Here is a 26910-nt window from a genome sequence, read left to right as displayed (position 1 = left end):
ACAGTTAACCGAGCGAAATATCTCTTAAGGTGTAGGTCGCCTGACTTATTTGTAGCTGGCAAATTGGCTCTCGAAACGTTGAGATACTGAGTGACGATCACGCCAAAGCGTTTCATTTTTTATCACTTAATTCGGAAGCGACAACTTGGCCTTGTTTAGTGTATTCGTACAACTGGGTAGGTTTTGCCCGCGGTAATTGCGACAGGCCCAAAAGGGGCCGAATCGACCATCCTTTAACAGCATATCGCCACCGCAGAGGTTACAAAGTGGTGATATATGTCCACAAGCCTCATTTAGGCACACCTTAAAGCCTGCAAAACGGTTACGCGTCATTGGGCTAGCGCAAAGTTCACAGCCTTGCTCCTTGTGATCGCACAAGGGAAAATGTGAGCAAGAATAAAACGATTTAAAATTCCCTGTTCTAGGCTTAAGCGTTCCCGTGCTACAACGCACGCATTTTACTTCTTCAAATAACCTTTGTACTAAAGAGGTGTTGAACTCATCTTGTTCAATTGGGTAGTCTTTTGTAAGCAGTTCAGTGACGAAAGGACTCACGTCTGTCATATCGGCAATCACATAGGCGCGGTGTTTTGCCCGCGTTAACGCGACATAAAACAGTCGACGTTCTTCTGCAAATTCAAACGCTTCCGTTTTTGGTAAAAATGCATCTAGTATCGGAGGAGTGATTTTCATTGAAGGGAAGCCATGCATTCCCGTTTTCATCCCCATGATCACCACATAATCGGCTTCTTTTCCTTTCGAAGCGTGAAATGATTGGCACTCAATTTTCAAGTTAGGGTACTTAGCTTCGAGTTGGTTTACTTGGGTTTTATCGGGTAGCTGAAACCAAAAACGTGCCAGTAAATAGACGCTTGCTACGCTGTTAAGTTTGTCACTTCCGGCGTTTATCCTTGCACTTATCGCCGTTAATGCTTGTTCCAATGCATTTGGGCTTGGCTCATCTTTACTGGGCGGTTCGTTTTCTCCGCGGCGTAATATTGAGACTGCAGGGTAGGCGACCTGCATGAGGGAGCGAATATCCTTGCTCAATTGTGTGGGATTCTGGGTGACAAATTGAGTGGCAACTTGCCCAATACTACTGTTAAACCTAAAAGTCAGATCTAAGTCGCTTTGGGCTGTTGGGCCAAAATATTGGCTAAATTGCGTGGTTAAACTTACATCTGCACCGCTAAAACGATAAATTGCCTGCCAGTCATCCCCAACACAAAATAAAGACGCCAACGCTTTAGAATGGGGTGCACAGGAATCCCTCAAGGCGCGGACTAAGCGGGCACGTGGTTCTGAAATATCTTGGAACTCATCCACCATAATAAAACGCCACGGGCTAATGAATTGCCCGCGTTGTAGATACGTCAACGCTTTGCCAATCATGTCCTCAAAATCAATGTCGCCATTTATCGCTAAATGCTGCTCATAGCGCGTGATTATGGGCTCAAGCAGTTCGAATGCCTTGCGGGTCTGCTGAGCATCGGCGGCGCTAGCAAATACCCCCTCAAGTCCATGTTCATCAAGGCAAGCCGCTTTATATAGGCCAATCAGCTGACTAAACATTTTTGCCAATTCGGTCACGCGGCCAAGTTCATGTAGGGTTGCTAGTATGGCTTCATCGGGTAAGGGCGCATATTGTACTTTAAAGACCTGTAAAGCTTGCTCAAGCTTACTGATTAACAACCCTTTTTTATGTTGGTAATAAAATAGCTCAACACACTTAGTGCCATGCTGTTGATGTAGCTGGCGTTTCCATACCATCGATTCCAAGTATTTCTGGTTATCGATATAAGGAGCGGTATGCTGGTGTTCATCAATGCCATAGTATTCAAGATAAATTTGGTATTCAGGCAGATAGAAATCGGGTTGATACTGACGAAAATCAATACTGCGCACATCATGCTCATACTTAGCTTCATAGACATATTCGATGCCATTACTAAATAGCCAGTTGGCAATGTAGAGCTCACCAAAGCTTTTGACTCGCTCACCTTTAAGACTGCGAATATCGTTATCATTCAAGTATTGAAAATACTCGCCTTCCATATCGAACTCGAATGGGCTTTTTTCAACATAATAGAAACGACTGAAGTACTCGAAAAGCTGCTTACGGTAAGCCACATCTTCAATCAAAGTCTCAAGGGTATTGTGCACCCACAGCGCTTTGGCTTTGTCATCTTCTGCCCAAGGGGACAAACTGGGTTTAGCGCGCTCAACATCGGCGATAATTTTTAAGCCTAAACTGTGGAAAGTACTCGCCTTGATATCCTCAGTGCCAAGCTTGTTTTTAATCCGCTCATCCATCTCGTCAGCCGCTTGACGGCCATAGGCTAACAGCAGTATTTCATCGGGTTTTGCTTGACCACTCTTAAGTAAATATCCCGTTCGCCCGACCATCACACTGGTCTTGCCCGTGCCTGCACCTGCCAATAGCAAGTTATTGTTATCATCGATAATACAAGCTCGGCGCTGTTTTTCGGTTAATGGGTTAGATTCTACACGCTCAAAATAGTCGGCAAATTTAACGAGCTGAGACTGAACGTAATCTTCGCGCAGCTGCTTTACATCGGCGCGAGTCCAGTGGTGGATTTGCTCAAGCCTCGCTAACACAGAGCATAAATGTGTCGCTAATGGCAGGTTTTCACACCAAGGGAACCAACGCTGATATTCGCGCGCGACTCTGGCTTGTATCATTTCTAAACGCGATTCACGTAAATAAGTGTGTGCCAGTATTTTATCGACTTTCGCCACTAACTCAGCAATGCGCGCCCCATTAGCATTCGCCCAAAGCAGTGCGATTTCGTTGCCAAATTGATGCTGCGCAAAATAGCTTAGAAACGGCAGTTGATAGGCTTTGCCAGATACTGTGAAACTGAGCAAGTATCCGAGCGGACTCAAGGTAAAAACCGGCGGGGAGTCGAGCTGCTGCCAAGTAAAGCATTCGTCAGCGGCTACTTTGTTAGCGCGGCGAGAGTGAGCAAAAAAGCCGCCTTTAGTGCGATTAATGCTAATACCACTGGCGCTGAGTTTTACCGCATCAGCTTTGCCAATAAAGAAATGGCCAAACCAACTGTGCTTGATATCTTGTTCAGAGTGAGTCAATGACAATGAAAAACCTACGGCTAAAAAAGTTTTAGAATTAACAGGCTGATTTTTAAATGCATTATAACTTAAAACCCGATGGCTCGCGTCAAGGTTGTGCTATGGCTCTGTATGGATTGTTTTTTGATTTTGGTCGCTCGAGCAGCTAAGCGCATTGTATTGGTGAATCATGTCTTAGTTGGCGTGAGAGGCGTGGCAAACCAAGCATGATGGTGACTGTGTAACTATGTATATAAGAAGGGCGCGCATTAGAAAGGTATACATTAGAAAATAATGTATCAAAAAGCAAAAAAGCCTGAATCTCTTCAGGCCTTTTCTTTTTCAATACAACAGTTTAATCCTTGCGGATTAATTCATGCCGTATTAATTAAGTTGGTGTTTTTCTCTGTTCGCAACTGGTCGCTGCTGATTATTAACATATTGATATTATTGGTTGTTGTGTTATTTTTTGTTTGTTTATGTTCTATTCTGTTTGCCCTTATACTAAGATATGTGTGTAACTCGGTGTGTAACTCGGTGTGTAACTCGGTGTGTAACTCAGAGGTGGGTGTGGCAACTAAGAAACTTAGTGATAGAGGGCTAAAGGCACTGCTTTCTACATTTCATGATAAACCTAAGTCATACAGCGATGGAGATGGGTTGAGCATTCGTGTCTCTCCGTCAAAAACATCTTCTGTCAATAATTTACAGTGGCAGTTTCGCTATAGATTAGGTGGAAGGGAATCAAATCCATTGACCCTAGTCTTAGGGAGATATCCCGATTTGACTTTGGCAGCAGCAAGAAAAGATCGAGAACAATGCAGAAAGTGGCTTGCTGAAGGAAAAGATCCTAAAAATGAACGTAATCTAGAGCGCCAAGAGAGTTTGAAACCACTAACGGTTGAAGATGCGCTTTTACTATGGATTAATAACTACGCGGAAAAGAATCGGAAAAACTCAAAAACACATCTGCAACAATTTAACAAATGGATTATTCCTAATGTTGGCCAACTTCCGCTATCTCAGATAACTAAACATAACTGGATTAACTGTTTTGAAGCCAGAGCAAAAGTATATGGCGTAGCAGCTGGATATGTTTTGAGAAACGTCCAACAGGCATTGAAGTATGCTAGAAAAAGAGGGCACGAGGTCAATAGTGACATTTTCGAAATCGATTTTGAAAGTATCGGCGCGCGTGCGCAGTCTAAGAGGTCTAGGCGCCTAGTGAGTGATACTGGTTCAAAAGAACTAGTAGATCTGTTGTGCTGGCTAGAGGACGGGAAGTTACTGCCATACTATAAAGAGTTAATAACGTGTCTAATTATATTTGGTTGCCGAACTCAAGAAATTAGATTGTCTAGAATCAGCGAATGGGACTTTGAAAGAATGATTTGGACAGTCCCTCCTGAGAACAATAAAAATCGAATCAAAGACCAGCAAAATGGTTTGAGTGGTGAGATATTGCGACCTATTCCTGAGAGGCTCAAGCCATGGCTTATGGAGTTAGTATCGAATAGTCGAAATGGCTTCATGCTTGGAGAATTAAAGACTGATACTGCAGTGAGTCAATGGGGTGGGGGGATTCATCGAAAACTTGGCCACGAGAAGCAATGGGGATTACATGACCTACGACGTACCGTAGCCACTGGAATGAATGATTTGGGAGTGGCCCCTCATATTGTTGAATTGATGCTAGGGCACACAATACAAGGTGTTGGAGGCATTTATAATCGAAGTCAAAGATTACCCGAAAAGCTCCAAGCCCTCGAGTTGTGGTTAGACAGGTTGGAACTTTTACGTTCAGACTCAAGTAATGTTGTCATGTTAAAGCAAGCCAGAACAAAAGGTTTTTAATGAAAATCCCCTTGAAAGTTAAAATGAACCGTGTTGATGATATAAAGAGAATACTGTTACCAGAAATGGTGTCAGAGATGTTGAAATTGGTCGACGACACCTTTTCTGAAGAAGAACAAAATCAATTGGACCTTATCAAAGGTAGTGACGCTCCGGGGATTGGGATTATTAAGTTAGTAGGAACCAGGGCCAATGAAGTGAGGTCAAGTGGCAATGAGCTCTATGCCGATAGGGCATCTAAACATCAACCCTCGCAACTAGGGTTAGTCATCGACAACACAAACATTTTTATGAGGCAAGCGGAGACCTTACATCATCAGTTAACTGCAGTTATAAAAGAAGGTGGTGTAGAGGCGTTAAAGCAGGTAGATATAATTATTGAGACAGTCTTTCATATTGGCTACTACGCAGGTAGCAATGATTCATTAGCCATAACTGACCGATATACCAATGCTGGTTACACGACTAAAGTCACTCAACCGCAAAGAGGTGGTCAGTCAAAAGCTAAAGCCATTGACCCTGTCAAACAATTAGTTTGCGAAATGGCTAATCATATATATCAAAATCAATCATTGTCTAATACACCTAAATTAATGTTGGGAGGAGCTATTTATAGCTTATTAAGGGGGTTCTCCCAAAAAGGAGACAACAAAAACATCCCATCATTAATTAAATTTGTCAGTAGATCTCCCGAGCACGCGACTATCAATTCATGGCTTAAAGGTATTAAGAAGCCTAACAATCTTCTGCAACCACCGAAACCGAGTCTTTCTGCAGTACAGCAGGCTTTAAATACAGCTTACACAATGCAAAAGATTAAAAGTGCGCTAAAGTGCAATATTTAATAAAAACAATGTATTAGTGCCGTTAAAAAGAGGTCCTGCTCAGTAGGACCTCTTTTTTTGCCAATTATTTTCTCCCACAATCACTCCCGAACAGACTTAAACGGGAGTGAGCATGAACTTATTAAATCAACTATCTACAGACCGCATCGTTCGTGAAGCGGAACGCAAATCAATCACCTCAATTTCACGTACTACTGCATGGTCACTTGAGCGTAGAGGCCTTTTCCCTAAACGCAGGCAGCTCTATCCACAGAGTACTTCTGTTGGCTGGCTTTTATCAGAGCTAACTGAGTGGGTCGCTTCTCGTCAAACAGTTAATGGCGGTGGAAAGTGCTAATGCAGAACCCAAACGACGATCACTTAGCGCTATTTATTGATGAGTATCGAATAGTCAAAAAACCTGAAATCCAGCGACTACTCGGCATCAGTCGGTCAACTTTAGGACGAAGAATTAAATCAGGGAGGTTTCCCAAACCGTCATTGATTGAGAATGGTCGCTCATGTTGGCTGTTCAAAAATGTGCGCGAATGGCTGTTGAAGTAAGCATGTTGTCTACCAATAGGATTAAAGCAGGCTTAGCCTGCTTTTTTTATCAATCGAGATGACACAGTTTGACCCACTATTCGCGCTAATCAAAACCGACTAAAAAGCCTTAAAACCCCTTAGGGCTGCAAGAAACACCATAGATCAAACCCGATAAAACGGCGGATATTAAATAATATATGGCCGCCTATTATTGGGATGTCAAAAATAGAAGGCAAAGCTATGTTTTGTATCAGTAAGCATAATTCAACATTAATGGCGTATAAGAATCATGCATACCATGTCTATAAACCTAAATCTCAAGGGCTTAAGCCACAGCTGGTGAACAAAATCATCTCAAGTTGTGAAACGATGCTAAGTCACTACAGCAAAGTGATGGTTGTCAGAATTGATCTACATCCACACCAGTTTTCTGCTGATAATAATCAAATTTCTCAGTTCCTTGATCTGCAGGTCGAAAAGCTATCAAAGCAATACAAATGTAAAGTGCAATACCTTTGTGCAAGAGAGCGACATCATTCAGAAACGCAACACTATCATGTTGCACTCATGCTTAGCGGACACAAGATCCATTATCCACACAAGCTGTTAAATCAGCTTAAATCACAATGGGAGCGTGCTGGTGGAACGGCTTCATTAGTTGATAGCCCTTTCAACATTATGCGCCGAGGAAATAAGCCATCACTCAAGAATGCCATTTACCGCCTTAGTTACTTTGCGAAAGCATTTACAAAGGAGCTCAATATCAAAGCGCGCACGTTTCTCAGCAATAAGCTCCAGCCATCAGCAACATTTGATGACACCAAAGACATTCTCTTGGTTAATCCTTTGATCACTTTTGAAATGAATCAGCGAAAGAAGAAACGAGAAAACACTGATAACGCAGTAAATACTATCAATAACAGAAGGTGGACAACATTTGCTTGGTTTAACGAGCTAAGCCATGCCCAGCAACTCAAAGAATCCATTAGCTCGAGAACATCAAGTTTACATCACATAGTGGATCAGCTTTTGAGTGGATCACAGCTTCAGCACCCTATGAACCGATAAAAGTTCATGATCCATTTACGGAAGATGATCCACCAGCAGATTTGCTTAAAACAAACTAAAACGCACAAAAACCAATAGCTCACTGCTGTCAGAGGTATTTGACGATGTTATCCCAGCGCGTATTTGTTTGAAATGCAAAACAAAGCCCATGAACCGAAGCAGATCCAACAGTTGTAGATCCACTTTTGTTGATCCAAAGAGAAAAATATTAATGAGTAGATTTAATTTAGAAACGCTTCCCCGCTGCGGAGCAAAGACCCGAAGTGGCAACCCATGCCAGCGTTATGGCAACAAAACTAATGGGCGCTGCAAATTGCATGGTGGGCGCTCTACAGGTGCAAAAACTAAGGAAGGAAAGTTGGCGGTACGAGTTAACGCATTACTTAATCCCTTCATGTGGCATTTTAATAAACGGTTCAATCTTGAAATAAAACAGGCATATATAGCAAACGCCTTAAGTGCTTACCTACGTTTAATTGAGCTAACTAAACTCCAGGCTCGTGGACTAGATGAGATCATAGAGATAGTCAGTCAATACAGATTTGAATTAGAAACCACAAAATATTACATTGCTGAATTTGATGGTTCTGAGGCGCTGCTCATTATCCAGTCCGCGCTGGATCATTATTATAAGGATACAGCGGCTGAGCATCTTAAATTCCACATCTACTCAGCAGTGTATCCAACACCATACTTCAACAGTTCACATGGCTCTATTGCGGAATTAAAAAATGAGATGCGAATATTTGCCAAAGCCGAACGAAAAAAGGGATTCGGTTACGTTGGCCGCATACCTGTTGACCCCATACACAAAGCACTAAAAAGGCAGCTAAAGAAATCCAAAGCTGCCCATCAGATATAATCTAGTCGCTCAATCTAGGACAAGTTGGCACCCACTTTTGCGGTGCCTGACTTAATTTGAACCAACAGCTTTATTCAAGTTTCTTTTTCAGATAATGGAGGTAATGTTTAGTTGAGTAAATTAGCGTGAGGATACTCGATACTGAACACTCAACTTACTCGCGTAAACCCGCGAAATAAGCTAGAACACCTTATATTTACTAAAGCCTTATATAAGGCATGGATACTTTACGGCCCCTATTCAGGGTTTTCTGCAAAGCACTGGGACACTGTTCTCAATATCTTGTAAGTAGTGATAAAAAGGTGTAGCAATGCCACACCTTTGATAAACATAACTTAAGATTAATTAAATGCTTACTTATTAATCATCGCCCAAGTAAGCATCATTGTTGGGGTTATGGGCATCCGCCCAATCATTCATATCAGCGTCATTATTGGGGTTATTAATATCTGACCAAGTATCTAACTCATCTTGTGACATTTCAGATGTATCAGGCATAACTAGCTCCTTATTTTTTACCATTATGGATGGGGTTATTAGGGTTCAACTGATTGCTACGGTTATCCTGCGATTTCTGGTAAGCAGGGTTAGTACCAGAGGTGCCCTTATTCGAGTTAGCTTGGTTAGCCTTGTGATTACTATTATTGTTGCTATTTGACATGTTTATTCTCCTAAAATTAATGATTTATCGATTGCAAGGGGCCTTAACACCTAAAGTCAAAGCCCCTGCAATCGGCGCACATCAAGTTTGAAATTCAAAAATGCCCTATGATCGCTCGGTGTGCTGGGGACTGTGAGTCTTTTGCCACTAGGGGCCGTCAAAACAGGATGACGGCCCCTACGAATTCCCCACTCACCGCGCTGCAGTAATTGATGCACTAAAGCATTAATGTTTTTATCTTTACTGTATTTTTTCATTGTTCAGCGCCCGCCAGCCATCGCAGGTGATCTACTCGTAAAATTGATCTTGACCGTCTGGTAACCTAAAACCTCACGAGTGGGATTTTTAGAAAAAAAATAGTCTGAGGATTTTAGCATCAGGGATTGAATATCCCCTGATGCGTGGTGTAACTCCGCTTGCGGATCTTTGCTTTCCCTAGTGGCAGGGCAGTATTTGCAGCGATCATTGCAGGTTTCGGTTATACGAAAATTGATGACCATTTCATTCATACTTGTCATGGTTAACTCCGTTTGTTGAGGACAAACGCAGAATCACCTAGTGCAATGCACTAACAAGCCTTCAAATGAATAAATTACATATTTCTGAAATGCGTCAACAAATCTTCAAATTCGACCGCTTCTCGACATGCCTTTTCAACATGCCGCTTTAAGTGGTTTACCGCGTCATTGTCTGTATCGATCAGGGATGCCATTTGTTCGGCTTTATCGAGATCACCTTGTAAGTAAGCCAGCAGTAAATTGTCGGCAGGACCCATAGCTGCAGCCTGAGCAAGCAAGGCATGTAATAAGCTTTGGTTCTTTCCCAATGCCAACTGAGGTAGCACGGCAAACGGATTGGGTAACTTGTCCTGATATAAATCGAAATCGCCAGCCAAAGCATCGGCAAACGCGACGGCGAACCCATTGTTTAAAGCAATCCCCATCAAAGAATTATTACTGCCAAACAAAGCCCTCACCGCTTTAGCGCATTCCTGCCGATAAGCTCTATTCTCAAAGATTCGTTTCACGTCCTTAGGGTCATGAAACACCGCATTGAGCAACAACGCATTAAACAGTACAGTCATTTGACCAGGAGCTAGGTATTTGGACTGCCGTTGCACTTTCTGTTCAGTTTCAATTTTTATGAGCTTATTGCGGACAAGTGAATCTGCCTTGGTTTTAAGTACCTGACTTTGGCTTGCCACATCAATATCAAATAGTTGTCTGATAGCATCGGGCACAGTTAAGCGGCTAGCCATTGCAATATATCCTCTCTAGCAGGGTGCTTACCTGAATTCTCTCAACTTCTTTCTCTCCAAGGGATAAGCTTGCAATCGCCTTTGCCATCTCAAACCAATTGCTGCTGTTGTAACGACTCGAGTAGCAGCTTTTTGATTGCCTACCGTACTGCACTAACACACCAATACAATAACCGGCACGCAAAGCTTCTGCAGTAGAGGTATGAAACGTGGCATACTTGTCAAGACGATCTTTACGGTCATATATCTCTACCACTTCCCGACAAGATTTCAGCAACAAGTCAGCGTCGTCACTATTAAATGGAGTTTCGCGAGCTTGTATTTGAGCGCTAACAAATAGACCAATAAATATCGCATATCTAAAAACACTCATCATGCTTTTTCCCAAGGATTATCTGGCGCTCTATAATTTTTCAAATTATCTTCAAAATCTGTCTTACAAGTTGATTGGGAACCATCAGAATCAGAGCTGGGGTCTGATTCAGGTGCGGCAAAAGAAGACGGTGCTGACAAGGATGCATCATGCTTCTCGCTGTAAAATGGAGCCAGAGGTGCAGCAGCATAGATGGAGAGAATCATGGTCAAGATTGTTGAAAAAGTGATTAATTCATCGAGTTTATAAAGGCTCCCTGACTCAACTTTACCATTTTCAAAAATCACCAGAATGAATAACAAAAACAAGAAAAAAGACACAACCAAAGTATTCATTGCAACCACAAAAATAAAGCGACGAACTAATTGCCATCGTCGCCATTGTTGCGATGCACCTCTACTGAAAAAGCGCCAGATAACAAGACATAAAAGAACAAGCGAACCGACTTCTGCCAAATCCAACTCATTGATACCCGAACCATATTCAAAAAAGCGTACAGGAATAGCAAGAAGGGAGAGGATAGCGATAGACCCAAGGCTAAAGTAAAGCAAGAAGGTCATAATGCCGAAGGAAAGGTACCCAACAAATATGTCGAGGGTATTAAAAATTGACTTCATTTTTCATCCTTGATAATGCAAAAAATTAGTAAGGTGCACCATGTTAAAATAGATAATATTCTTTCGCGAACTCGTTCGGCTCTGAGCTTTCAAGCGGCTCATGAAAGGCGCCAAACACCCTCTTTGACAATCAGCACATTATGATGAACCTTATGTTTGCAATGGGGGCAAACGGAGCTGCTACATTTGTCTAAGTAGGCATCATCAAAGTTATCCAAGTTCAAATTAATCGAACCGCGCGTCCAGTCGTCGTATTGTATGCCGCAGTTGGGACAAATTATTTCAATTTCATTCGCTGGCATAGTCATTATTAATTCTCCTTAATTTATTGAATTTACTGGTATTAACTCGAATTTAATCTTCCAGCCACATCACCAATTTGACGTCAGCCATTAACAACTCTGATAGGAATGGTACCAAGGCCGCATAGGCTGGCTGCTTGTAGATGTAGTTATTCTCATAGGGCTCTATGGATACAAATCTCAATATCCAACTGCCATCATTGTTAAGATAAAATTGTGCAATACCGTATTCACTCCCTAAACATCGATTTACAAATTGAAAAGCCTGAATCATTCCATCCCGAAGTGCCAAATCACTTATATTGGTAATGTGGAAATAACAATCACCGTTCAACTGATTGATGGACTTCCATTGCAACAGGTGCCCAGTCATGACATGAGTGGCTTTCAACATTGCAGCTTTTCTGGCGATCCCCAGCTTTTCCAATAAATAGTGACCTGTACTGCATGATCCCTCATCAGTTAGCATTTCAGCAATAAGCGCTTTGTTGCCATTGAGGACTATTTTACTGTCACGGTATCGGCAACTTACCATTTCATCGAAATCATCTTCATCATCAGGCTCCTCAATTTCCTCCCAATTTAGCTGCTCTTGCAGAGTCTGCAATGCTAAATCGTAAAGGGGCTTAAGCTGTTTCATCGGAGGGCTAGAAGATATCGAAGAACTTAGTTTTATCAGCGTATGATGGATTTCCGAGTTCAGGTTGTAATCAACAATATTGTTAATCAGGTAATTCAGAAAAAACGCAGCGCATTCACTTCGACTAATAATATAATCTGCCGAGTCCTCATATAATATGCCCTCAAACATCAAGTCATCACAGTTTTTTGAAATGGAATAGGGGGTTTTGCCTTTAGCAATCAGGTCATTTTGGCAGGCATAGAGATAAGCTCCCGTATCTTTAAACTTGAGCGCACGGTCACCGACTCCAACTGACATCTGTTGTTCGATTTGTTCAGTCAACAAAAGTGAGATTATTCTGGACTGTGCCTTTTCAATAAGCTTTTTATGTTCATCCAGAGTGCCTTGCTTTACAAAAAACTGATAGCTTTCATGCAGCTGTTCTGACAATTCAGTTGCATTCTTGCCAAGCATCATTGTCTCCCGCAAGGCATTTTCAAAGCTAAAGCGCACCTCGCAAACTCCACGGGAGAGCAGCACTTTATGCTTATGCAACGCGAGTTCGAATAAGTCACAGTTCTGCTCACATTTGTTAAGCTGTTCAGACTCATCCGATGCGCTAATGATTGCGCATTCCAGTTGCTCAACAGTACAATCTGATTGCAATACTGCTACCAACTCATTTGTATACTGTGTTGTGTGATAAAGCTCAACTTCAGTCATTATTCCCTCAATTTGACAATTAGCAGTTTATTCAACTCGATACGGTGCTTCTGAAAGGAGAGCACTATCTCTTTGCTAGCCTGGCTTGGAAAGCACAAATCAGTCTTTTTATTGCATATTGTTTGCTGCCTTTGGCTAGCCTTTGGGCATTCCTGCTTTTACCCACTTTGGCTTTTCATTAGGATGCGCTCTGCTTCAATACGCTGAAGCAAGGCCGCGGCGCAGTAGAAAGCTGGACTGCTGAAAGCTGAGCCGAAGGCCGAATACCAGAGCAGATAATTGCTCCCAGCCTAATCTGCTCTTCCGCCTTCCTTGGCGGTCGGATGATCAAGCCTGACCATGCAAATCAGTGCTTTGTTCTGTACCACCCGCTAGACCCATCCTACCCATAACACTCATTATGCTTTTGTTTTCTTTGTCGGCTTAAGCTTAGCGCGTTCGGCTTTGATGCGTTTAAGCAGAGCGCTAGCGCTGTTTTCACCGGATATCAGTTCAGGGTTCGCAGCGCGCCAGTCGGCGGTAAGTTCACCTCTGAAGGCTTTAGCGAGTATCGACTGGGTGAGATTGTTGACCCGTGTTTGTGCTGCATTGACCTGTGCTTCGACTTTATCGGCGAAAGCGAATAACTCTTCGACACGGCGGACGATTTCCGTTTGCTCATTGATTGGAGGCAACGCAAACGGTATGTCATTAAGGACTGTCAAACTCAAAAATGGTTGAGCTCCGCCTCTGGTTTGTTCGTCAAAAATTCTTTGTTTTTGAGCATCAAAAAAGTGTTTAAGATATTTAGCAATGACGAAACTTGGTTTCTTTATAATAGCTATATTCTTAAAGCTAAACTCAAACTCAACGTCAATAAGAACATTATTTCCTGTCCCTGCTCCTATGTTGACGACCAGTAAATCACCGATTTCAGGTAAGCACTTAAGAAATAACTCCCGATGTTCTTTCTCAGAAATGCACTTATTTTCAGAAAAATCTAAGTTACCGCCCGTTAAGTTTTTCGCCATTAAATATGGGTAGCCCTGCGCAGAAACTTGGGGCGTATTATGTGCTCCATCAGTTATTTTTAGTGCTATATGACCAAGGCGTAACCATTGCCAGTTGTATGGGATTATAAAAGGTTCACTCTCGACAACAGCTTGCTTTCCGTGTTTAGTTTCTTTGAATCCCTTAAGCTTTCTTTCCTCTTTGACCAAAACGGAGTAATCAATAGAACTACTTAGTTCATGGACTTCACGCCACTCTTCTGTCAGTTTGCCGCTGACGGCGGCGGCGAGGACAGATTGGCGGAATGATTTTAAGATAGCGGGGATGGCATCAAGGTGGGCTTTGGTGCTTTCCACCTGCGCCAGCAATTCATCCAGCTTGTCGGCTATAACTTTTTGTTCGGCTAGTGGGGCTAAGCGAAATGGCGCAGCATTGGCATCTTTAGTCCCAAGCCTTGGCATGTTGACACCGTAGCTCACTTCATCAACATAATGTAAAAACTTAGAAGACTTTAGCCAATAAAAAAGGTACCTGTTTAAGCAAAAAGGCTCAGAATCGATGGGAATTATTTCAGTTGTACAAACACCATCAGATCCCGCAATGATTACCTTATTCAAATACGGTCGAAGTTTGCCATAGAGTACGTCACCTTTTTTAAACACATTCTTTGTGCTTTTAAAAGGGCGTTCAGACGCATTAACTTTGCTAAGAAGCTTAGATGAATCCTTTTCGATATCTTCTAATTCAAGAATCCAAGTTTCAGGCTCGACATCTTCCAGCGTTTTCTTAGCCGCCTTGCCATAATCGACAATCTGACCTAGCTGAGTATCAACCCAACCTTCAAGAACAAAACCGCTCATCCCTTCACCTCAGCATCTAGCTCTTCGTCCAGCTCTGCACCTAGGGACTTCATTAAAGCCTCAAGATCTGCTAACGCGCCTTTGAGTTCGGTCATGGCTTCGCCTGCTAATTCTTCTGGCGTACCTAAGTCGGCGGCATCGACGCTGTTAGCATCCTTTAGCCATGAGATATCCAGTGAATCACCTTTGGTATCACGGATAAACTCACGACTGAATACGCGCCAGCGGCTTTGGGCTAGACGCTTTTCTATGCCTTGGTTTACCTCGGCATTCTCGATTTCAACTTCTTCGACATTAAAAGACCACTCACCTTCAACTCTTTCTGCTAACGGAACATTACACACTGCTTCAAATGGGGTTAAGTGTTGCTCACCAAAGGGAGTGCGTTTACCAAAATTAGGCATGTTGGTACGTAAGTCATACACCCAAGTATGGGTGGTGCAGTTTTCCTCTTGTAACTTGTCTTTGGCACTGCCTTTAGTGAAAAACAAGACGTTGGTTTTCACGCCTGCGGCGTAGAAGATGCCTGTCGGCAGACGCAAAATAGTGTGTAGGTTGCACTTGTGCATTAAGTCGCGGCGCACGTCAGTACCGACGCCCGCTTCAAACAAGACGTTATCTGGCAATACCACGGCGGCGCGGCCACCAGGCTTTAGGTTGCGGTAGATGTGCTGTAAAAACGCCAGCTGTTTGTTGCTGGTGGGATAGGTTAAGTCGTCACGGGTGATGGACGCATCGCCGCCCTTGCTGGTGCCAAAAGGCGGGTTGGCAAGGATGATGTCGGCCTTGGGTAAACTCATGCCGACTTGACCCAAGGAGTTGCCTAAATGCACTACGCCTTCGTCGTCACCTTCCATGCCATGGAGTAAACAGTTCATCAACGCTAAACGGCGGGTGGAGGGCACAAGCTCAACGCCAATGAACGCCTTGTTCCGCAGGTGTTCAATTTCTTTTAGGGTGAGATCATCGTAATTGTCGGCATTTTTGATAAATTCATGGGCGGCAATCAAGAAGCCCGCAGTACCCGCTGCTGGGTCTTGAATGACTTCGCCCACTTGTGGGTTAATAACCCGCACCATAGAGTCAATCAAGGCACGCGGGGTAAAGTATTGGCCCGCGCCAGATTTGGTCTCGTTGGCGTTTTTTTCTAACAAGCCTTCGTATAAGTCACCTAAACCGTCTTTTTGGGCGCTGAACCAGTCAATCGAATCCAGTGATTTTATCAGCTGCTTTAAATGCCGTGGCTCACGCAGGCGGGTTTGGGCATCGGCATAAATGGCTAAAATCAGCGGATCGGCGTGTAGGGTATTGCCTTCGCTGTCTTTGCCCGTAGATAGGGTGAGTAAAATGCGTTTGTAATCATCGAGCAGGTTAAGGCCATCTTTATCGTTTAAGTCGGTCCAACGGCAGCCGGTTGGCAAGGTGTGTTTATTGAGTAAACCTGCCTCGGTATTTTCGTGGACCATTTTGATAAACAGTAATAGCACCAGTTCGGTAACGTAATCGGAATAGTTAATGCCGTCGTCGCGCAGGACATCACACAGGTTCCACAGTTTTTGGACGATTTCGCTGTTGCTGCTTGTTATGCTCATTGGATTCTCAATTTTGTAATTTGGCTAATGATTGATGCATTAGGCTTAGGTATTTGGTTTATAGATAGGTTCAGGCTTATTGGCTGTCATGACCTAGCGTTTAATGACCCTGTTTTAATTACCCTCATAACGGCTGAACTGGTTACTGTCTTGGGTCATCAAAGTGACAAATTTAGGGTGGACAAAGAGCTTCTCTTTACCCGATTGCACCTCTTCAAGCACGCCTATGTCGCATAACTGCTTTAAGTAAACTGAGGCGGTTTGACGTTTGGCTAAGCCACTTTCGACGAGGTTTTGAATACGGCAATAAGGTTGCTCAAAAATTACTTGTACCAACTCATGGCTGTAAATTTTGGGTAGCTGCTGACGCACATATTCTGTGGTATGGGCGATAAGTTCGCGCGCTGCGGCAATTTTATGGGTGGTCCATTTAGCCGTTTGCTCGACAGCGTTAAGGATAAAGATGATCCACGGCTGCCACTCTTGCTTAGTCGTCACGTTAAGCAATAAACGGTAATAGTCTTGCTTATTCGCGACGATATAGCGGCTCAGATACAAGATAGGTGCGCTAAGCAGTTGTTGGTCGATAAGGTAGAGAATATTGAGCACACGACCCGTACGACCATTGCCATCGATAAAAGGATGGATGGCTTCAAACTGGTAGTGGGCCATAGCCATTTTGATCAGTGGATCAACATCATCTTGATTATGCAAAAAGGCTTCCCAGTTACTGAGTAAGTCACGAATGACACTCTCGCCTGCTGGTGGCGTATAAATAACCTCACCTGTGGCCTGATTCGTTAAGCTAGTACCAGGTACTTTACGCACGTCCATCTGCACGGACTTAATAGTGCTGCAGATTTCTAATGCGGTAGTGACACACAGGGGACGGTTGCTTAACTGAGTAAAGCCTTGATAAAGCGCAGTGCGATAACGTAGCGCTTCTTTGGTCATCGGGTCCGCTTGGCTATCTTCTTGGGCATACTGAAATAGCTTGTCGGTGGTGGTAACGATATTTTCAATCTCGCTACTGCCTTGGGCTTCTAGCAGGGGCAATAAATTAATCAATAAGCCTTGATTGGGCAGTAGTTCACCTGCTTGCTTTAGCTCTGCAAGGGCGGCGCGGGCAGGAATACAGGCTTTGAGTATGGGTAAGGTTTCGGCCAACTCCGCGAGTGCGCTGTCTAGCGGTAGTGGCGGTAAATGGTTGTATGCTTGTTCAGCTTGCCATTCCATGTTTAAAAAACCTTCTTTTATCGACATAAATAGAGATTGCGGTGAGCTTATGTCGATTCAATCGACATGTAAAGAAAACATGTTTACAAAACTTAGTTTAATCGACATGTTTTGGTTGTTTTTGGGACTCATGTCGATAGCATCAACATCAAGGGAGCGTTAGGGTTGCCATTTTGTGTTCAGTGACATGTATAGAAAGTACCAATATCTATACAAATTCAGTGCACGTGTATAGATAATACGACTATCTATACACGTGCAGACGACAACAGTCTTAACACTGCTCGATAGCTTACTTGCCCACTAACCCACTTGCCACAGGTAGGCATTGAGCTCGTCTAAAATGGTATCGAGTTGGTCATTGAGTACACTGTTAAAGCGTTTGGCACCACCGTCACTGGCAAAACGATTATTCACAAAGGCTTTATCAATCACAGCCTCATGCACCAATTGTTTTGCTAGACGGTCTAGCCACTTACGTTGGTTTGGGTTCCAATCATGTTCGCTGTAAATGCGTTGCATGGCGTTGTTCACCCGCTGGGCAAAGGGGACTAAGGCCTCATCCAATGCGGCTTGGCGAATATAGCCGATAATACTGGCGGCGATATCTTGGTTGGTGTTTTTACGCCACGCACTTTGCAAGTGGGCTTCGCTATAGCCTGCCTCATCAAGCAGTAATTTGACCTCTTTTAGCTGAGCTCGGGTGAGATCTTTAGGTCGATTTACCACCACGGACAAGGCTGCTGATTGGTTAATGTTTTGCTTAATGAAGTGACTGAAGCTTTCAAGATAATCAGCGGGTTTTTCGTGTATACCATAATTTTGCTGACGCTCTATGAACTCATCACGCCCTTCATAGATGATCGGCATATTGTCGCTACCCACCAGATAACGGACTTCGGCTAACTGATTAATCAAACTTTGGTGCTGCTTAAAAAATTGTGCCGCCTCTCTGGGGCCAATTTGATGTAGATGCTGGTGGAGTTTCGCTGGTGCTACGCCCCATAACTCTTCAAGTTGCTCAAGCTTGGCTTTAAGCTCTGGCTTATTTTCGGCTTTTTTAGTCGCTTTTCGCATCACCCGCATCACTTTCTGCCCAAGTTGATTAAGCACGTCGTGGGCATGGCTATTGGTGTGACTATCTGTCCCTGAACCTGAACCGACTTGTTCACCAGGGGCATTAAGGGCGCGCTCTAAAAAGGTATCGTCAGTTAACTCGTCTACCAGCTGCTCAAGGGTAATGTTAGGATCTTTCACTATCGGCTTCATAGTGTTAACGGCTTCAAGCGCGCTGTAAATATCAACCGGATCATAAATCTTAAAAGCCGTTTTACCTATGTCGTCACAGCGGCGAGTGGCACGGCCCATCATTTGTTCGTACAGAATGCGTGATTTGACCCGACGTAAAAACACTAAATGACAAATCTTAGGCACATCGATACCGGTTGATAATAGGTCAACAGTAATGGCGATATTAGGGTAACGCTCGTTTTTATATTGGCGTATCAACTGGCTGACTTTATCACTTTGACCGGTGATTTTAGCCACAGCCGCTTGATTGTAGTCATCGCCATACATCTCAAGAAAGGCTTTATCTAATAAGCGTTTTACCATGTCTGCATGCACATCGGTTGCACAAAAAATCATGGTTTTCTCATCGCCAAAAGGGTCTAACTCTTTGATTAATTCTTGGCAGATGACTTCATTAAACGACTCAGTAATCACTCTTTTATTAAAGGATTCAACATCGAACTTTAATTCGTCTTCTAAATCGGCCGTTTCAATTTCACCGGTTTGGGTGTTGATGGAGGTGACGGTTTCGCCTTTTTCAAACTTAATGCCGTGTTTGTTTAACAGCGTTTCATAGCGGATCGGTGGCTCATGGTCGATAAGCCAGTCATCGGCAACGGCCTCACGGTAACTGTAGGTGTAAACGGGTTTACCAAAAATCTCACTTGTATGCTTGGCAGGCGTTGCGGTTAAGCCAATACGCACCGCATCAAAGTAATCGAGCACCCGACGGTAACTGGACAGATATTGGCTGGCATCGCGAGTGGCAAGTTCACCTTCGGTCATTTGCTGATCTAAGGCATAACCTCTGTGCGCTTCATCGACAATAATGCAGTCAAACTCGTCCAGCGGGGGCGGGTTATCCGACATAAAAATCCGTTTAACCATGGCCTGTACTGTCGCGACTTGAATGCGAGTTTCGGCTGCACTTTTCATGTCGCCAAGCTCGGCAATATTGTAGATAGACGACAGCACTTTGTTTTGTTCAAGCTTGGCTTCATCAAAGGAGTCGCACGCTTGCTCACCCAAGGCGGTTCTATCAACAAGGAACAAGATACGCCTAAAACGCTCGGCCTTTAAAAATCGATACATCAAACCAATAATAGTGCGGGTTTTGCCTGTACCTGTGGCCATTGCCAGCAGACACTGAGTGTTATCTTGCGCTAAAGCCGACTCAACAGCTGCGATAGCTTTTTGCTGATAATCGCGCAGGCCGAGGTAATCAAAGCCTTCCTGTTGAAGTTTTTGCTCGGCGGCTTCGCGGCTGCGCTTTAATTTATCAAGCAGGCCATCAGGCGAATGAAACTGTTGTAGCGCCCGCTTGGTGTTACTGGGTTTACGGGTATCGCGAAACCAAGTGCCTGATAACTCCGCCAGTTGCTTACTAAACTCGCGGCCATTACAGGAGTAGGCAAAGGGTATATGGTAATGGCCGTCTGCGTCATCGGCCCATGCAACGGTGCGTCCCTCAATTTCCCATGCACCTTGTTGAGGCGCTATCAGTTTATAGCCTTTGGAGTAACGCTCGGCTTGGGAAATTTTACCGGCAACGTTGGTGTTTTCTTTTTTTGCTTCCACCACAGCAACGGGGACTAAGCCGCAAAATAGGACATAATCAGCGCGGCCTTTATGCCATGTTGGCCACTCTGCAATCGCGAGGTTTTTACCTTTTTCAGGCCGAGCGCCTTTGCGGTAATCCAACCTTTGGGTATCCGCTATCCACTTGGCCTCATTTAGTTGCTGATCAATCAGCACTCGAGTTAACTCTTCGCTTAACTCAATGTGATTACCCGCTTTACTCGCTTGCTGACTAAGTTGTTTCTTGTTTTTTGTCGCCGCTTGGTTATCGACTTGAGCAAGCAGTACTAATTCAGCTTGTAGCGCTTTAATGCGTAATTCGAATTGATGCTTTTGCTCTACGAGAGCTTGCTCATGCTGCGCGGCCAACTTTGACAACGCTCGCGCCTCTGCATCCATTTGCTCAGCTAATACCGCGTACTCTTCTTTCTCACGGGCCAGTAATGTTGTTAATTGCTGATTATCTGCTAATTGCTGGTGGTTATCGTTAAGTTCGCTACGCAATAATTCAATTTGAGTTTGTAACTCTTGCAGTTGCTTACTGGGATCTTCAGGTGGGACAAACGGGCCAGCTTTAAATGCGGTCTTTTGATCGCCAAATGTATAATGGAACCAAATCGCTAGGCTACGAGCAAGCTTTAAGCCTTCTAATGCTTCTTTATGTTGGGTTCGAAATTGGTGAGTTGCTTTATTGCCTTCAATCCTTAAGGCATGAAATAACTGGCGGACCACAGGTTCTAAGGTTAACTCACGATTAATTTTGAAGAGTAAATCTGCTTGAGTCGTTTTGTCATCAAACTCTATGCCGCACCGAGCCGCAATATCTTGCGCCATCGCTTCACCTAACTGGCGCAGCTTAATTAAGGTGGTGTTGGGATCGCTGGTAAACGCACGTTCAGCACTGCTGGCCAAATCGATAAAAATAGGGTCGTATGGTTTGAGAAAACTAAAGTTAGCAGAGTCCTTTTCAGTACTCTGACTTTGTGTGTCTAATGCCATCATTCCCTCGTAGCGCGATTATTTTCAATGTAATCATATCTTTTACAAACAGTTTAATCACCAGTTAAGTTTAGAAGTTGTTAACCCACTCATTATTGGTACGAGTTGAAAACTCTCGCTAACACTGTTTCGGTGCTTTGGTTAGAATGCGTTTAATCAACAGCTTTATTTTGTCACATGGAAGACGACATGGATCTCGATTGCATTCCAACTATTGAATCACTGCTAGATCAAAACGCCATCTGCTTTACTGGGCGTCCGGATTTAATTAACCGTTATCTGGTTTTAATGGATTTAATAATACCAATAGAAACAATGGCACTGCTTGATGAGATAGGCAGTCCTTTCAAATCTTTTGAGTGGCATTCGTATCACATTTACGGCTCTGAAACGAAGAACAGCAAAGTGAGAGAGTCCCCTACACTCGATTGCGATGACCTTTCTCTAAAGGGGTCGATTACGTTACCTAATAGACCTATTTATACCGTTCATCTTGATGAGGATTTCATCGTAACAGCACATGTCCGGTGTAATAATGGTTATTTTGATAAGCTAATCCACAAAAAAATTGGCGTGAACCCTAAAAGGTTAACGCACAGTCTAAAAGCGGTAACGCGGGCAATAGACCAGTCACCAGCATTCTTTATCTGCACTAAGTGCAATAAATTAATTGATGCCAATTTTAAGTCTCAAGATGGAACGGCCACATGTGCCTACAGCGCTTGCGGCAGGTTTGTGGAACAACACTTTGATGTTCTATCTGATAAAGTAACAAGCTCCTTATATAATAAGGATATAAGTATCGATATATTTAACGATTACATAGCCATCTCCATTGGTTTAATCACTTGGCCGCATCCGCATGAACCGAGCTTTGAATGGGTTATTCAACGAAAAATGGCTCTTAGTTCTACACCGCGACAGGTTAAGTCTGCAGCAAAAGCTATCCACGATAGTAAGATTGCCCGTGGAAAGTGTAAGCACTGTAATGAGTCTATGAATGCAGGGCATATGTTCGATGATGATACCTGCCAAAGTTGTGCTACGGGCGTATATGGAGTTGTTTATTGATTTTGGTGTCTAGATGGAGTCAAGTGCCTGGTATTGGGGAGGAGCACCAGTTAACGTGAGATGAATGACAAACCAAGCATGATTTTGACTGTGTGTAACTATGTGTGTATTAAATAGCAAAAAAGCCTGAATTTCTTCAGGCTTTTTCTTTTTAATACAACAGTTTAATCCTTACGGATTAGTTCATGCCGTATTTTTTCAATTTTTTACGCAGAGTACCACGGTTGATACCTAGCATGTTTGCTGCGCGGGTTTGGTTGCCACGAGTGTGTTGCATGATGATGTCAAGCAGAGGCGCTTCAACTTCGCTTAGCACCATTTCATAAACTTCTTGTGCTTCCTGACCGTCCAACTGTGCGAAGAAGTTAGTTACGGCACGCTTTACTGCGTCACGTAATAACTGGGGCTTGATAGTGCCGTTTGCGGTTTCGATTTTGCCAACGGTAAGCTGGTGAACTTCTGTGTTAGTTGTCTGATCAAACATTCTATTCTGCTCTTTATTAATTCTGTACTAATTCATCAAAATAACATTCCACGAGGGAATACTGTTCTGCAGCGGTTTCCAGCCGATTAAAGTCAGCCCTAAATTGGCGCTGAGCTTCTTGGTCTAGGTACCATCCCATATGTTTTCTGGCGAAGCGGATACCCTTGTATTCACCATACAAATCATACAGTTTGGTGAGGTGTTCCAGCATCACTTGACGCTGTTCGGCAACCTCAATGGGCGCTAGCTTATTACCCGTTTCCAAGTAGTGCTGGATTTCTCTGAAAATCCAAGGCCGTCCTTGAGCACCCCGTCCTATCATCAAGGCATCGGCACCGGTGTATTCCAGCACAAAGCGGGCTTTCTCCGGACTGTCGATATCCCCATTAGCGACGACAGGAATCGAGACATTCTGTTTGATTGCTTTGATCGTGTCGTACTCAGCGTCGCCTCTGTACATACATTGTCTCGTGCGACCGTGAACGGCGAGCGAGGCGATGCCACAATCTTGGGCAATCTGGGCGATTTGAACACCATTCTTGTGTTCTGGCTCCCAGCCGGTGCGAATCTTTAACGTGACGGGCACATTCACTGCGGCGACCACGGCTTGTAAAATTTCTTTTACCAGCGGCGGGTTTTGCATCAGCGCTGAGCCAGCCAGCTTTTTATTCACTTTTTTCGCGGGGCAACCCATATTGATATCAATGATGTGAGCGCCTTGTTCAACATTGAACAACGCGGCTTGCGCCATTAAATCAGGATCGGCTCCTGCAATTTGCACTGAGCGGATGCCTTCCTCGCCAGAATGCGTCATGCGCTGGCGGCTTTTATCTGTATCCCAAACCTCAGGATTGGATGAAAGCATCTCGGAAACCGCTAGGGCTGCGCCATAACGAAGACAAAGATTACGGAAAGCTTGATCGGTGACACCTGCCATTGGTGCCACGATCAGCTGATTGTTCAGTTGATAGGGTCCAATCTGCATTTTATGTTTCACCTTAGCTCTTCAAAGGGGCGCTATAGTAGCCCTTTTTGTTGGCCGTGAAAAGGTCAATAAATGACCTAGAGGTAATTTTTTTTCTTGACTTTTAATCGGCGAGAAGTCAGAGGCTAAATAGTTGGAAGCCAGCGGTGGCGCATGTTGCGCCACCCTTTAGCGCTATTTACGCTTGCCTGTCAAGCGGCTCCAATCTTCTTTGTGAGCCGCTGCGTCCATATCGAACCATTGGCTATAAAAGTCAGAGATTTCTTGGGCTTGTTCTTTGAGGAGACCGGAAAGGGCAAGTTTGCCACCGGTTTTTACGCGTTCTGCGATCAAAGGCGCTAATTCACGCAGTGGGCCGGCAAGAATGTTGGCGACCAGTACGTCGGCTTTGAGATTGGCGGGTTGATCTTCTGGTAAGTACAAGGCTAGCTTGTCGGCGACATCATTGCGCTCGGCATTAGCACGTGAAGCGTCGATGGCTTGATAGTCGATATCGATACCTGTGACGTTTTTCGCGCCCAGTTTCAGTGCGGCTACGGCTAAGATGCCAGAGCCACAGCCAAAGTCGATCACTTCCTCATTGCTTAAATCTAAGCTGTCTAACCATTCTAAACACAATGCAGTCGTAGGGTGAGTGCCTGTGCCGAAGGCAAGACCGGGATCGAGGATCACATTGACTGCGGTTGGATCGGGGATCTCGCGCCAGCTTGGGCAGATCCACAAACGCGTGCCGAATTGGATGGGGTGGAAGTTATCCATCCATTCGCGTACCCAGTCTTTATCTTCAATTTGTTCGACTTTATGGCTGAAGTTCTCACCGAGAAAAGGCAAGGTTTTCAGCATGGCGATGGTCGGTGTCAGATCGGTTTCTGCATCGAATAAGGCAACGACAACGGTATCGCGCCACAGTGGGGTTTCGCCCAGTTTAGGTTCAAAAATAGGGGTGTCTTTACCATCTTCAAAGGTGATAGAGACTGAGCCTTCTTCCATGAGCAAGTCGCTGATGGTTTCAGCGTCATCGCTATTGGTGTTGATTCGGAGTTGGATCCAAGGCATGGGGGCATCCTGTGGCTGAGTGTGCAAACGCTAAGGGTTCAAAATATCGCGCTATTGTAAACCATGGCTTAAGGTTCTGCGACTGACTATCGCGGTGTAGCGTTTTTGTCTGCGTAGACAAAGTGTTAGCGAACACGCATCGATTGGTGCTGGAAAGCGAATTGTCAGTTTTAATTTTTTGTATAACACCATGAAATATATTGGTTAATTGGTTTTACCTTTGTTTGGTTTGGTGCGTTTTTTGTGATCTTGTTCTAAGAGTTGCACTCAATCAGGTGAGTTGGCTCACGCTTTAAATCTGTGATGCTGAAGCCGGATCTGCGTTACTGCTATGGTGTAGTTTGCCAAGAGGTGCCAACGACAAACGACATAGGTGAATCCAAGATGACAAGCATAACTCGAGTTCACAATAGGGTGAGTACATCGCAAGGTCATCCTTGGTCAGCAAAGGCTGATAGGCTACAGAGTGCGACTGGGATTATGCTCGGCAGCTTTTTATTGCTGCATATGCATTTTGAGTCGAGCATTTTGCTGGGAAAAGAGGCCTTTTATCGTGTGGTGCAGTTGCTTGAAGGTGGCATGTTCAGCAGCACAGGACACGGTTTCCCCATAGTTACTAAAGTGTTTTCAGTGTTTATGCTATTGGTGGTGATAGTGCATGCGGCGGTAGCACTGCGGCGTTTTCCCGCGCAGCTCGGGCAATGGCGCGCCCTGCGCTTGCACATGGGTAGTATCAACCACAAGGACACCCATGCGTGGTTTTGGCAACTGATCACCGGCTTTATTTTATTTTTCCTCGTCCCAGTTCACCTCTTCACTATGATTTTGAATCCTGAAATTGGCCCGCATTTATCGGCTGAGCGGGTGTATCACGATAATGCTTGGTTGCTGTATGTGCTGTTGCTGCCTGCTGTGGTTGTGCACGCCATGATTGGCCTGTATCGCGTCGCGGTAAAGTGGGGCATAACCACCAAACGCTCAGGCCTGCGAAAATTCGCCAAGGTGCTGATTATTTACTTGCTATGCCTTGGTACTGCGAGCCTAGTTTCATATCTATTTATCGGCAGTGAGCTGGGTATTCCTGTACAGCCTTTCGTGCCTGAGTAGGTTTTGAGCCGGCAGCAGGATTTTGTTTCACTGCTATTATTTAAGCGTTAGGTTAATTATTCAGCACTCAATTGATCTGGCTCACGTTTTCGTGTGGATATGTGAGCGATATTAATTTGCAGTAAGACTTAATGAGATTGGCTCGATAAGGTCAACGGTATGAGGCGAGAGGATGGCGATCAAACTAACTATTAAAAAATGGAGTGCTTGGCTGGATTTAAGTCAGAGCTTGTCTGGCGTCATCCTCGCGGTTTTTCTGTGGACCCACTTAGTCTTAGTGTCATCGATTTTACTGGGTAGCGATGCCATGAATTGGGTGGCGCGCACTATGGAGCTGAGTTTTCTTTCCGACGATGGCCACGGTTATCCCTGGGTGGTGACGGGTATTGCAATGGGCATCGCGGCTCTTGCGTTAGTGCATGTATTAGTTGCGCTGCAAAAGTTACCCATGAGTTTGCGCCAGCAAAGGGCATTGCGGCAGCAAATGCAAGTGATCAACCACAGTGATACGCGTCTGTGGCGCTGGCAAGCCATTACCGGTGTGGTGATTTTACTGCTGTTGCCTGTGCATCTGTGGCTTATTGGCTCAGCCCCCGAAACCATTGGCCCCCAAGGGAGCGCCGACCGTATTTGGAACCAAGGTGTGTGGATGGTTTACCTGCCGTTGCTGCTTACTGTGGAGTTACATGCGGCGATTGGTATTTACCGTGTGGCTTTGAAATGGGGCGCGGCGCGGGATCTCAATAGCCGCAGTCGATTACGTAAGATCAAAACCATTGTGAGCGTGCTATTTATCACAGTAGGCATAGCTTCACTGTTGGCATTTTTACCCCATGCGAGTTAATTCCGCCGGCAATCAATG

At 44.3% G+C, this 26910-nt stretch carries 24 protein-coding genes; 9 read left to right on the top strand and 15 right to left on the bottom strand.

The features are described from left to right. Positions 1-126: 126 nt before the first annotated feature. Positions 127-3117 carry a UvrD-helicase domain-containing protein gene (locus Q4Q54_RS16745; RefSeq protein WP_311989032.1) on the bottom strand — a complete coding sequence of 997 codons (2991 nt, stop codon included), beginning with the start codon at positions 3115-3117 and terminating at the stop codon, positions 127-129. A 267-nt stretch (positions 3118-3384) separates the two neighbouring features. Between Q4Q54_RS16745 and Q4Q54_RS16740 the strand changes: the two genes are divergently transcribed. The 6 genes from Q4Q54_RS16740 (at position 3385) to Q4Q54_RS16720 (ending at position 8244) form a co-directional block, all read left to right on the top strand. Beyond that, on the top strand, positions 3385-4944 hold the full coding sequence (locus tag Q4Q54_RS16740) for a site-specific integrase (protein ID WP_311989031.1): 1560 nt from the start codon (positions 3385-3387) through the stop codon (positions 4942-4944). Next, a complete protein-coding gene (locus Q4Q54_RS16735; RefSeq protein WP_259482920.1) occupies positions 4944-5789 on the top strand; it encodes a hypothetical protein in 846 nt (281 codons plus the stop codon). The genes Q4Q54_RS16740 and Q4Q54_RS16735 overlap by 1 nt, the downstream gene beginning before the upstream one ends. A gap of 112 nt (positions 5790-5901) precedes the next feature. Beyond that, positions 5902-6126 carry a helix-turn-helix transcriptional regulator gene (locus Q4Q54_RS16730; protein ID WP_259482919.1) on the top strand — a complete coding sequence of 75 codons (225 nt, stop codon included), beginning with the start codon at positions 5902-5904 and terminating at the stop codon, positions 6124-6126. Beyond that, the gene (locus tag Q4Q54_RS21675; RefSeq protein ID WP_071940406.1) at positions 6126-6332 is read left to right on the top strand and encodes a helix-turn-helix transcriptional regulator; all 207 of its coding nucleotides are present in this window, start codon (positions 6126-6128) and stop codon (positions 6330-6332) included. The genes Q4Q54_RS16730 and Q4Q54_RS21675 overlap by 1 nt, the downstream gene beginning before the upstream one ends. 222 nt (positions 6333-6554) lie before the next feature. Next, on the top strand, positions 6555-7382 hold the full coding sequence (locus tag Q4Q54_RS16725; protein WP_259572135.1) for an inovirus Gp2 family protein: 828 nt from the start codon (positions 6555-6557) through the stop codon (positions 7380-7382). Between the two features lie 211 nt (positions 7383-7593). Further along, on the top strand, positions 7594-8244 hold the full coding sequence (locus tag Q4Q54_RS16720) for an HGGxSTG domain-containing protein (protein ID WP_259482915.1): 651 nt from the start codon (positions 7594-7596) through the stop codon (positions 8242-8244). Between the two features lie 360 nt (positions 8245-8604). Here the strand turns inward: Q4Q54_RS16720 and Q4Q54_RS16715 are convergent, their stop codons facing one another. The 11 genes from Q4Q54_RS16715 to hsdR all read right to left on the bottom strand — a co-directional run bounded on the left by Q4Q54_RS16715 (position 8605) and on the right by hsdR (position 21345). Then, positions 8605-8742 carry a hypothetical protein gene (locus Q4Q54_RS16715; protein WP_311989030.1) on the bottom strand — a complete coding sequence of 46 codons (138 nt, stop codon included), beginning with the start codon at positions 8740-8742 and terminating at the stop codon, positions 8605-8607. Between the two features lie 10 nt (positions 8743-8752). Further along, the gene (locus Q4Q54_RS16710; RefSeq protein ID WP_071940409.1) at positions 8753-8905 is read right to left on the bottom strand and encodes an alpha-amylase; all 153 of its coding nucleotides are present in this window, start codon (positions 8903-8905) and stop codon (positions 8753-8755) included. A gap of 260 nt (positions 8906-9165) precedes the next feature. Continuing rightward, complete coding sequence (locus Q4Q54_RS16705) at positions 9166-9423, bottom strand: hypothetical protein (protein WP_259482914.1); 258 nt, start codon at positions 9421-9423, stop codon at positions 9166-9168. A 74-nt stretch (positions 9424-9497) separates the two neighbouring features. Beyond that, positions 9498-10145, bottom strand: coding sequence for a hypothetical protein (locus tag Q4Q54_RS16700; RefSeq protein ID WP_259482913.1), 648 nt, complete (start codon positions 10143-10145; stop codon positions 9498-9500). A gap of 10 nt (positions 10146-10155) precedes the next feature. Further along, positions 10156-10539 (bottom strand): hypothetical protein, encoded by a 384-nt coding sequence (locus Q4Q54_RS16695; RefSeq protein WP_259482912.1) that lies wholly within the window; start codon positions 10537-10539, stop codon positions 10156-10158. Beyond that, the gene (locus Q4Q54_RS16690; RefSeq protein ID WP_311989029.1) at positions 10536-11153 is read right to left on the bottom strand and encodes a hypothetical protein; all 618 of its coding nucleotides are present in this window, start codon (positions 11151-11153) and stop codon (positions 10536-10538) included. Before Q4Q54_RS16690 ends, Q4Q54_RS16695 begins: the two co-directional genes overlap by 4 nt. A 354-nt stretch (positions 11154-11507) precedes the next feature. Then, positions 11508-12800 (bottom strand): hypothetical protein, encoded by a 1293-nt coding sequence (locus Q4Q54_RS16685; RefSeq protein WP_311989028.1) that lies wholly within the window; start codon positions 12798-12800, stop codon positions 11508-11510. Positions 12801-13198: 398 nt separating this feature from the next. Then, on the bottom strand, positions 13199-14650 hold the full coding sequence (locus Q4Q54_RS16680; protein ID WP_311989027.1) for a restriction endonuclease subunit S: 1452 nt from the start codon (positions 14648-14650) through the stop codon (positions 13199-13201). Further along, positions 14647-16242: an N-6 DNA methylase gene (locus Q4Q54_RS16675; protein WP_311989026.1), complete on the bottom strand. Its 1596-nt coding sequence runs from the start codon at positions 16240-16242 to the stop codon at positions 14647-14649. The genes Q4Q54_RS16680 and Q4Q54_RS16675 overlap by 4 nt, the downstream gene beginning before the upstream one ends. 114 nt (positions 16243-16356) lie before the next feature. After that, the gene (fic, locus tag Q4Q54_RS16670; protein WP_311989025.1) at positions 16357-17478 is read right to left on the bottom strand and encodes a protein adenylyltransferase Fic; all 1122 of its coding nucleotides are present in this window, start codon (positions 17476-17478) and stop codon (positions 16357-16359) included. Between the two features lie 303 nt (positions 17479-17781). Next, positions 17782-21345 carry a type I restriction-modification system endonuclease gene (gene hsdR, locus Q4Q54_RS16665; RefSeq protein WP_311989024.1) on the bottom strand — a complete coding sequence of 1188 codons (3564 nt, stop codon included), beginning with the start codon at positions 21343-21345 and terminating at the stop codon, positions 17782-17784. 189 nt (positions 21346-21534) lie between these two features. On the opposite strand from hsdR, the gene Q4Q54_RS16660 reads away from it, so the two are divergent. Beyond that, on the top strand, positions 21535-22416 hold the full coding sequence (locus tag Q4Q54_RS16660; RefSeq protein WP_311989023.1) for a hypothetical protein: 882 nt from the start codon (positions 21535-21537) through the stop codon (positions 22414-22416). Positions 22417-22594: 178 nt separating this feature from the next. On the opposite strand, the gene fis is transcribed toward Q4Q54_RS16660, so the two are convergent. The 3 genes from fis to prmA all read right to left on the bottom strand — a co-directional run bounded on the left by fis (position 22595) and on the right by prmA (position 24941). Beyond that, positions 22595-22900 (bottom strand): DNA-binding transcriptional regulator Fis, encoded by a 306-nt coding sequence (gene fis / locus Q4Q54_RS16655; RefSeq protein ID WP_006083371.1) that lies wholly within the window; start codon positions 22898-22900, stop codon positions 22595-22597. Between the two features lie 16 nt (positions 22901-22916). After that, a complete protein-coding gene (gene dusB / locus Q4Q54_RS16650) occupies positions 22917-23885 on the bottom strand; it encodes a tRNA dihydrouridine synthase DusB (RefSeq protein ID WP_006083370.1) in 969 nt (322 codons plus the stop codon). A 174-nt stretch (positions 23886-24059) separates the two neighbouring features. Next, entirely contained in the window at positions 24060-24941 is an 882-nt protein-coding gene (gene prmA / locus Q4Q54_RS16645; protein ID WP_311891999.1) for a 50S ribosomal protein L11 methyltransferase, read from the bottom strand. A 384-nt stretch (positions 24942-25325) separates the two neighbouring features. Here prmA and Q4Q54_RS16640 point away from each other — a divergent pair, with 384 nt between their 5' ends. Next, positions 25326-26048, top strand: coding sequence for a fumarate reductase cytochrome b subunit (locus Q4Q54_RS16640; protein WP_311906481.1), 723 nt, complete (start codon positions 25326-25328; stop codon positions 26046-26048). 172 nt (positions 26049-26220) lie between these two features. Beyond that, positions 26221-26892 carry a fumarate reductase cytochrome b subunit gene (locus Q4Q54_RS16635; RefSeq protein WP_300480132.1) on the top strand — a complete coding sequence of 224 codons (672 nt, stop codon included), beginning with the start codon at positions 26221-26223 and terminating at the stop codon, positions 26890-26892. Positions 26893-26910: the final 18 nt, after the last annotated feature.

It is taken from the genome of Shewanella sp. SP2S2-4 (genome assembly GCF_031932025.1).
Taxonomy (GTDB): Bacteria; Pseudomonadota; Gammaproteobacteria; order Enterobacterales; family Shewanellaceae; genus Shewanella; species Shewanella baltica.
The sequence above is the reverse complement of the archived record's forward strand: the minus strand, read 5'-3'. Positions and strand labels throughout refer to the sequence as shown.

Coding starts and splice junctions, on each gene's coding strand:
- Q4Q54_RS16740 (WP_311989031.1), top strand. CDS start 3,385: ATGTATCAAAAAGCAAAAAAGCCTGAATCTCTTCAGGCCTTTTCTTTT.
- Q4Q54_RS16735 (WP_259482920.1), top strand. CDS start 4,944: ATGAAAATCCCCTTGAAAGTTAAAATGAACCGTGTTGATGATATAAAG.
- Q4Q54_RS16730 (WP_259482919.1), top strand. CDS start 5,902: ATGAACTTATTAAATCAACTATCTACAGACCGCATCGTTCGTGAAGCG.
- Q4Q54_RS21675 (WP_071940406.1), top strand. CDS start 6,126: ATGCAGAACCCAAACGACGATCACTTAGCGCTATTTATTGATGAGTAT.
- Q4Q54_RS16725 (WP_259572135.1), top strand. CDS start 6,555: ATGTTTTGTATCAGTAAGCATAATTCAACATTAATGGCGTATAAGAAT.
- Q4Q54_RS16720 (WP_259482915.1), top strand. CDS start 7,594: ATGAGTAGATTTAATTTAGAAACGCTTCCCCGCTGCGGAGCAAAGACC.
- Q4Q54_RS16715 (WP_311989030.1), bottom strand. CDS start 8,742: ATGCCTGATACATCTGAAATGTCACAAGATGAGTTAGATACTTGGTCA.
- Q4Q54_RS16710 (WP_071940409.1), bottom strand. CDS start 8,905: ATGTCAAATAGCAACAATAATAGTAATCACAAGGCTAACCAAGCTAAC.
- Q4Q54_RS16705 (WP_259482914.1), bottom strand. CDS start 9,423: ATGACAAGTATGAATGAAATGGTCATCAATTTTCGTATAACCGAAACC.
- Q4Q54_RS16695 (WP_259482912.1), bottom strand. CDS start 10,539: ATGATGAGTGTTTTTAGATATGCGATATTTATTGGTCTATTTGTTAGC.
- Q4Q54_RS16690 (WP_311989029.1), bottom strand. CDS start 11,153: ATGAAGTCAATTTTTAATACCCTCGACATATTTGTTGGGTACCTTTCC.
- Q4Q54_RS16685 (WP_311989028.1), bottom strand. CDS start 12,800: ATGACTGAAGTTGAGCTTTATCACACAACACAGTATACAAATGAGTTG.
- Q4Q54_RS16680 (WP_311989027.1), bottom strand. CDS start 14,650: ATGAGCGGTTTTGTTCTTGAAGGTTGGGTTGATACTCAGCTAGGTCAG.
- Q4Q54_RS16675 (WP_311989026.1), bottom strand. CDS start 16,242: ATGAGCATAACAAGCAGCAACAGCGAAATCGTCCAAAAACTGTGGAAC.
- fic (WP_311989025.1), bottom strand. CDS start 17,478: ATGGAATGGCAAGCTGAACAAGCATACAACCATTTACCGCCACTACCG.
- hsdR (WP_311989024.1), bottom strand. CDS start 21,345: ATGGCATTAGACACACAAAGTCAGAGTACTGAAAAGGACTCTGCTAAC.
- Q4Q54_RS16660 (WP_311989023.1), top strand. CDS start 21,535: ATGGATCTCGATTGCATTCCAACTATTGAATCACTGCTAGATCAAAAC.
- fis (WP_006083371.1), bottom strand. CDS start 22,900: ATGTTTGATCAGACAACTAACACAGAAGTTCACCAGCTTACCGTTGGC.
- dusB (WP_006083370.1), bottom strand. CDS start 23,885: ATGCAGATTGGACCCTATCAACTGAACAATCAGCTGATCGTGGCACCA.
- prmA (WP_311891999.1), bottom strand. CDS start 24,941: ATGCCTTGGATCCAACTCCGAATCAACACCAATAGCGATGACGCTGAA.
- Q4Q54_RS16640 (WP_311906481.1), top strand. CDS start 25,326: ATGACAAGCATAACTCGAGTTCACAATAGGGTGAGTACATCGCAAGGT.
- Q4Q54_RS16635 (WP_300480132.1), top strand. CDS start 26,221: ATGGCGATCAAACTAACTATTAAAAAATGGAGTGCTTGGCTGGATTTA.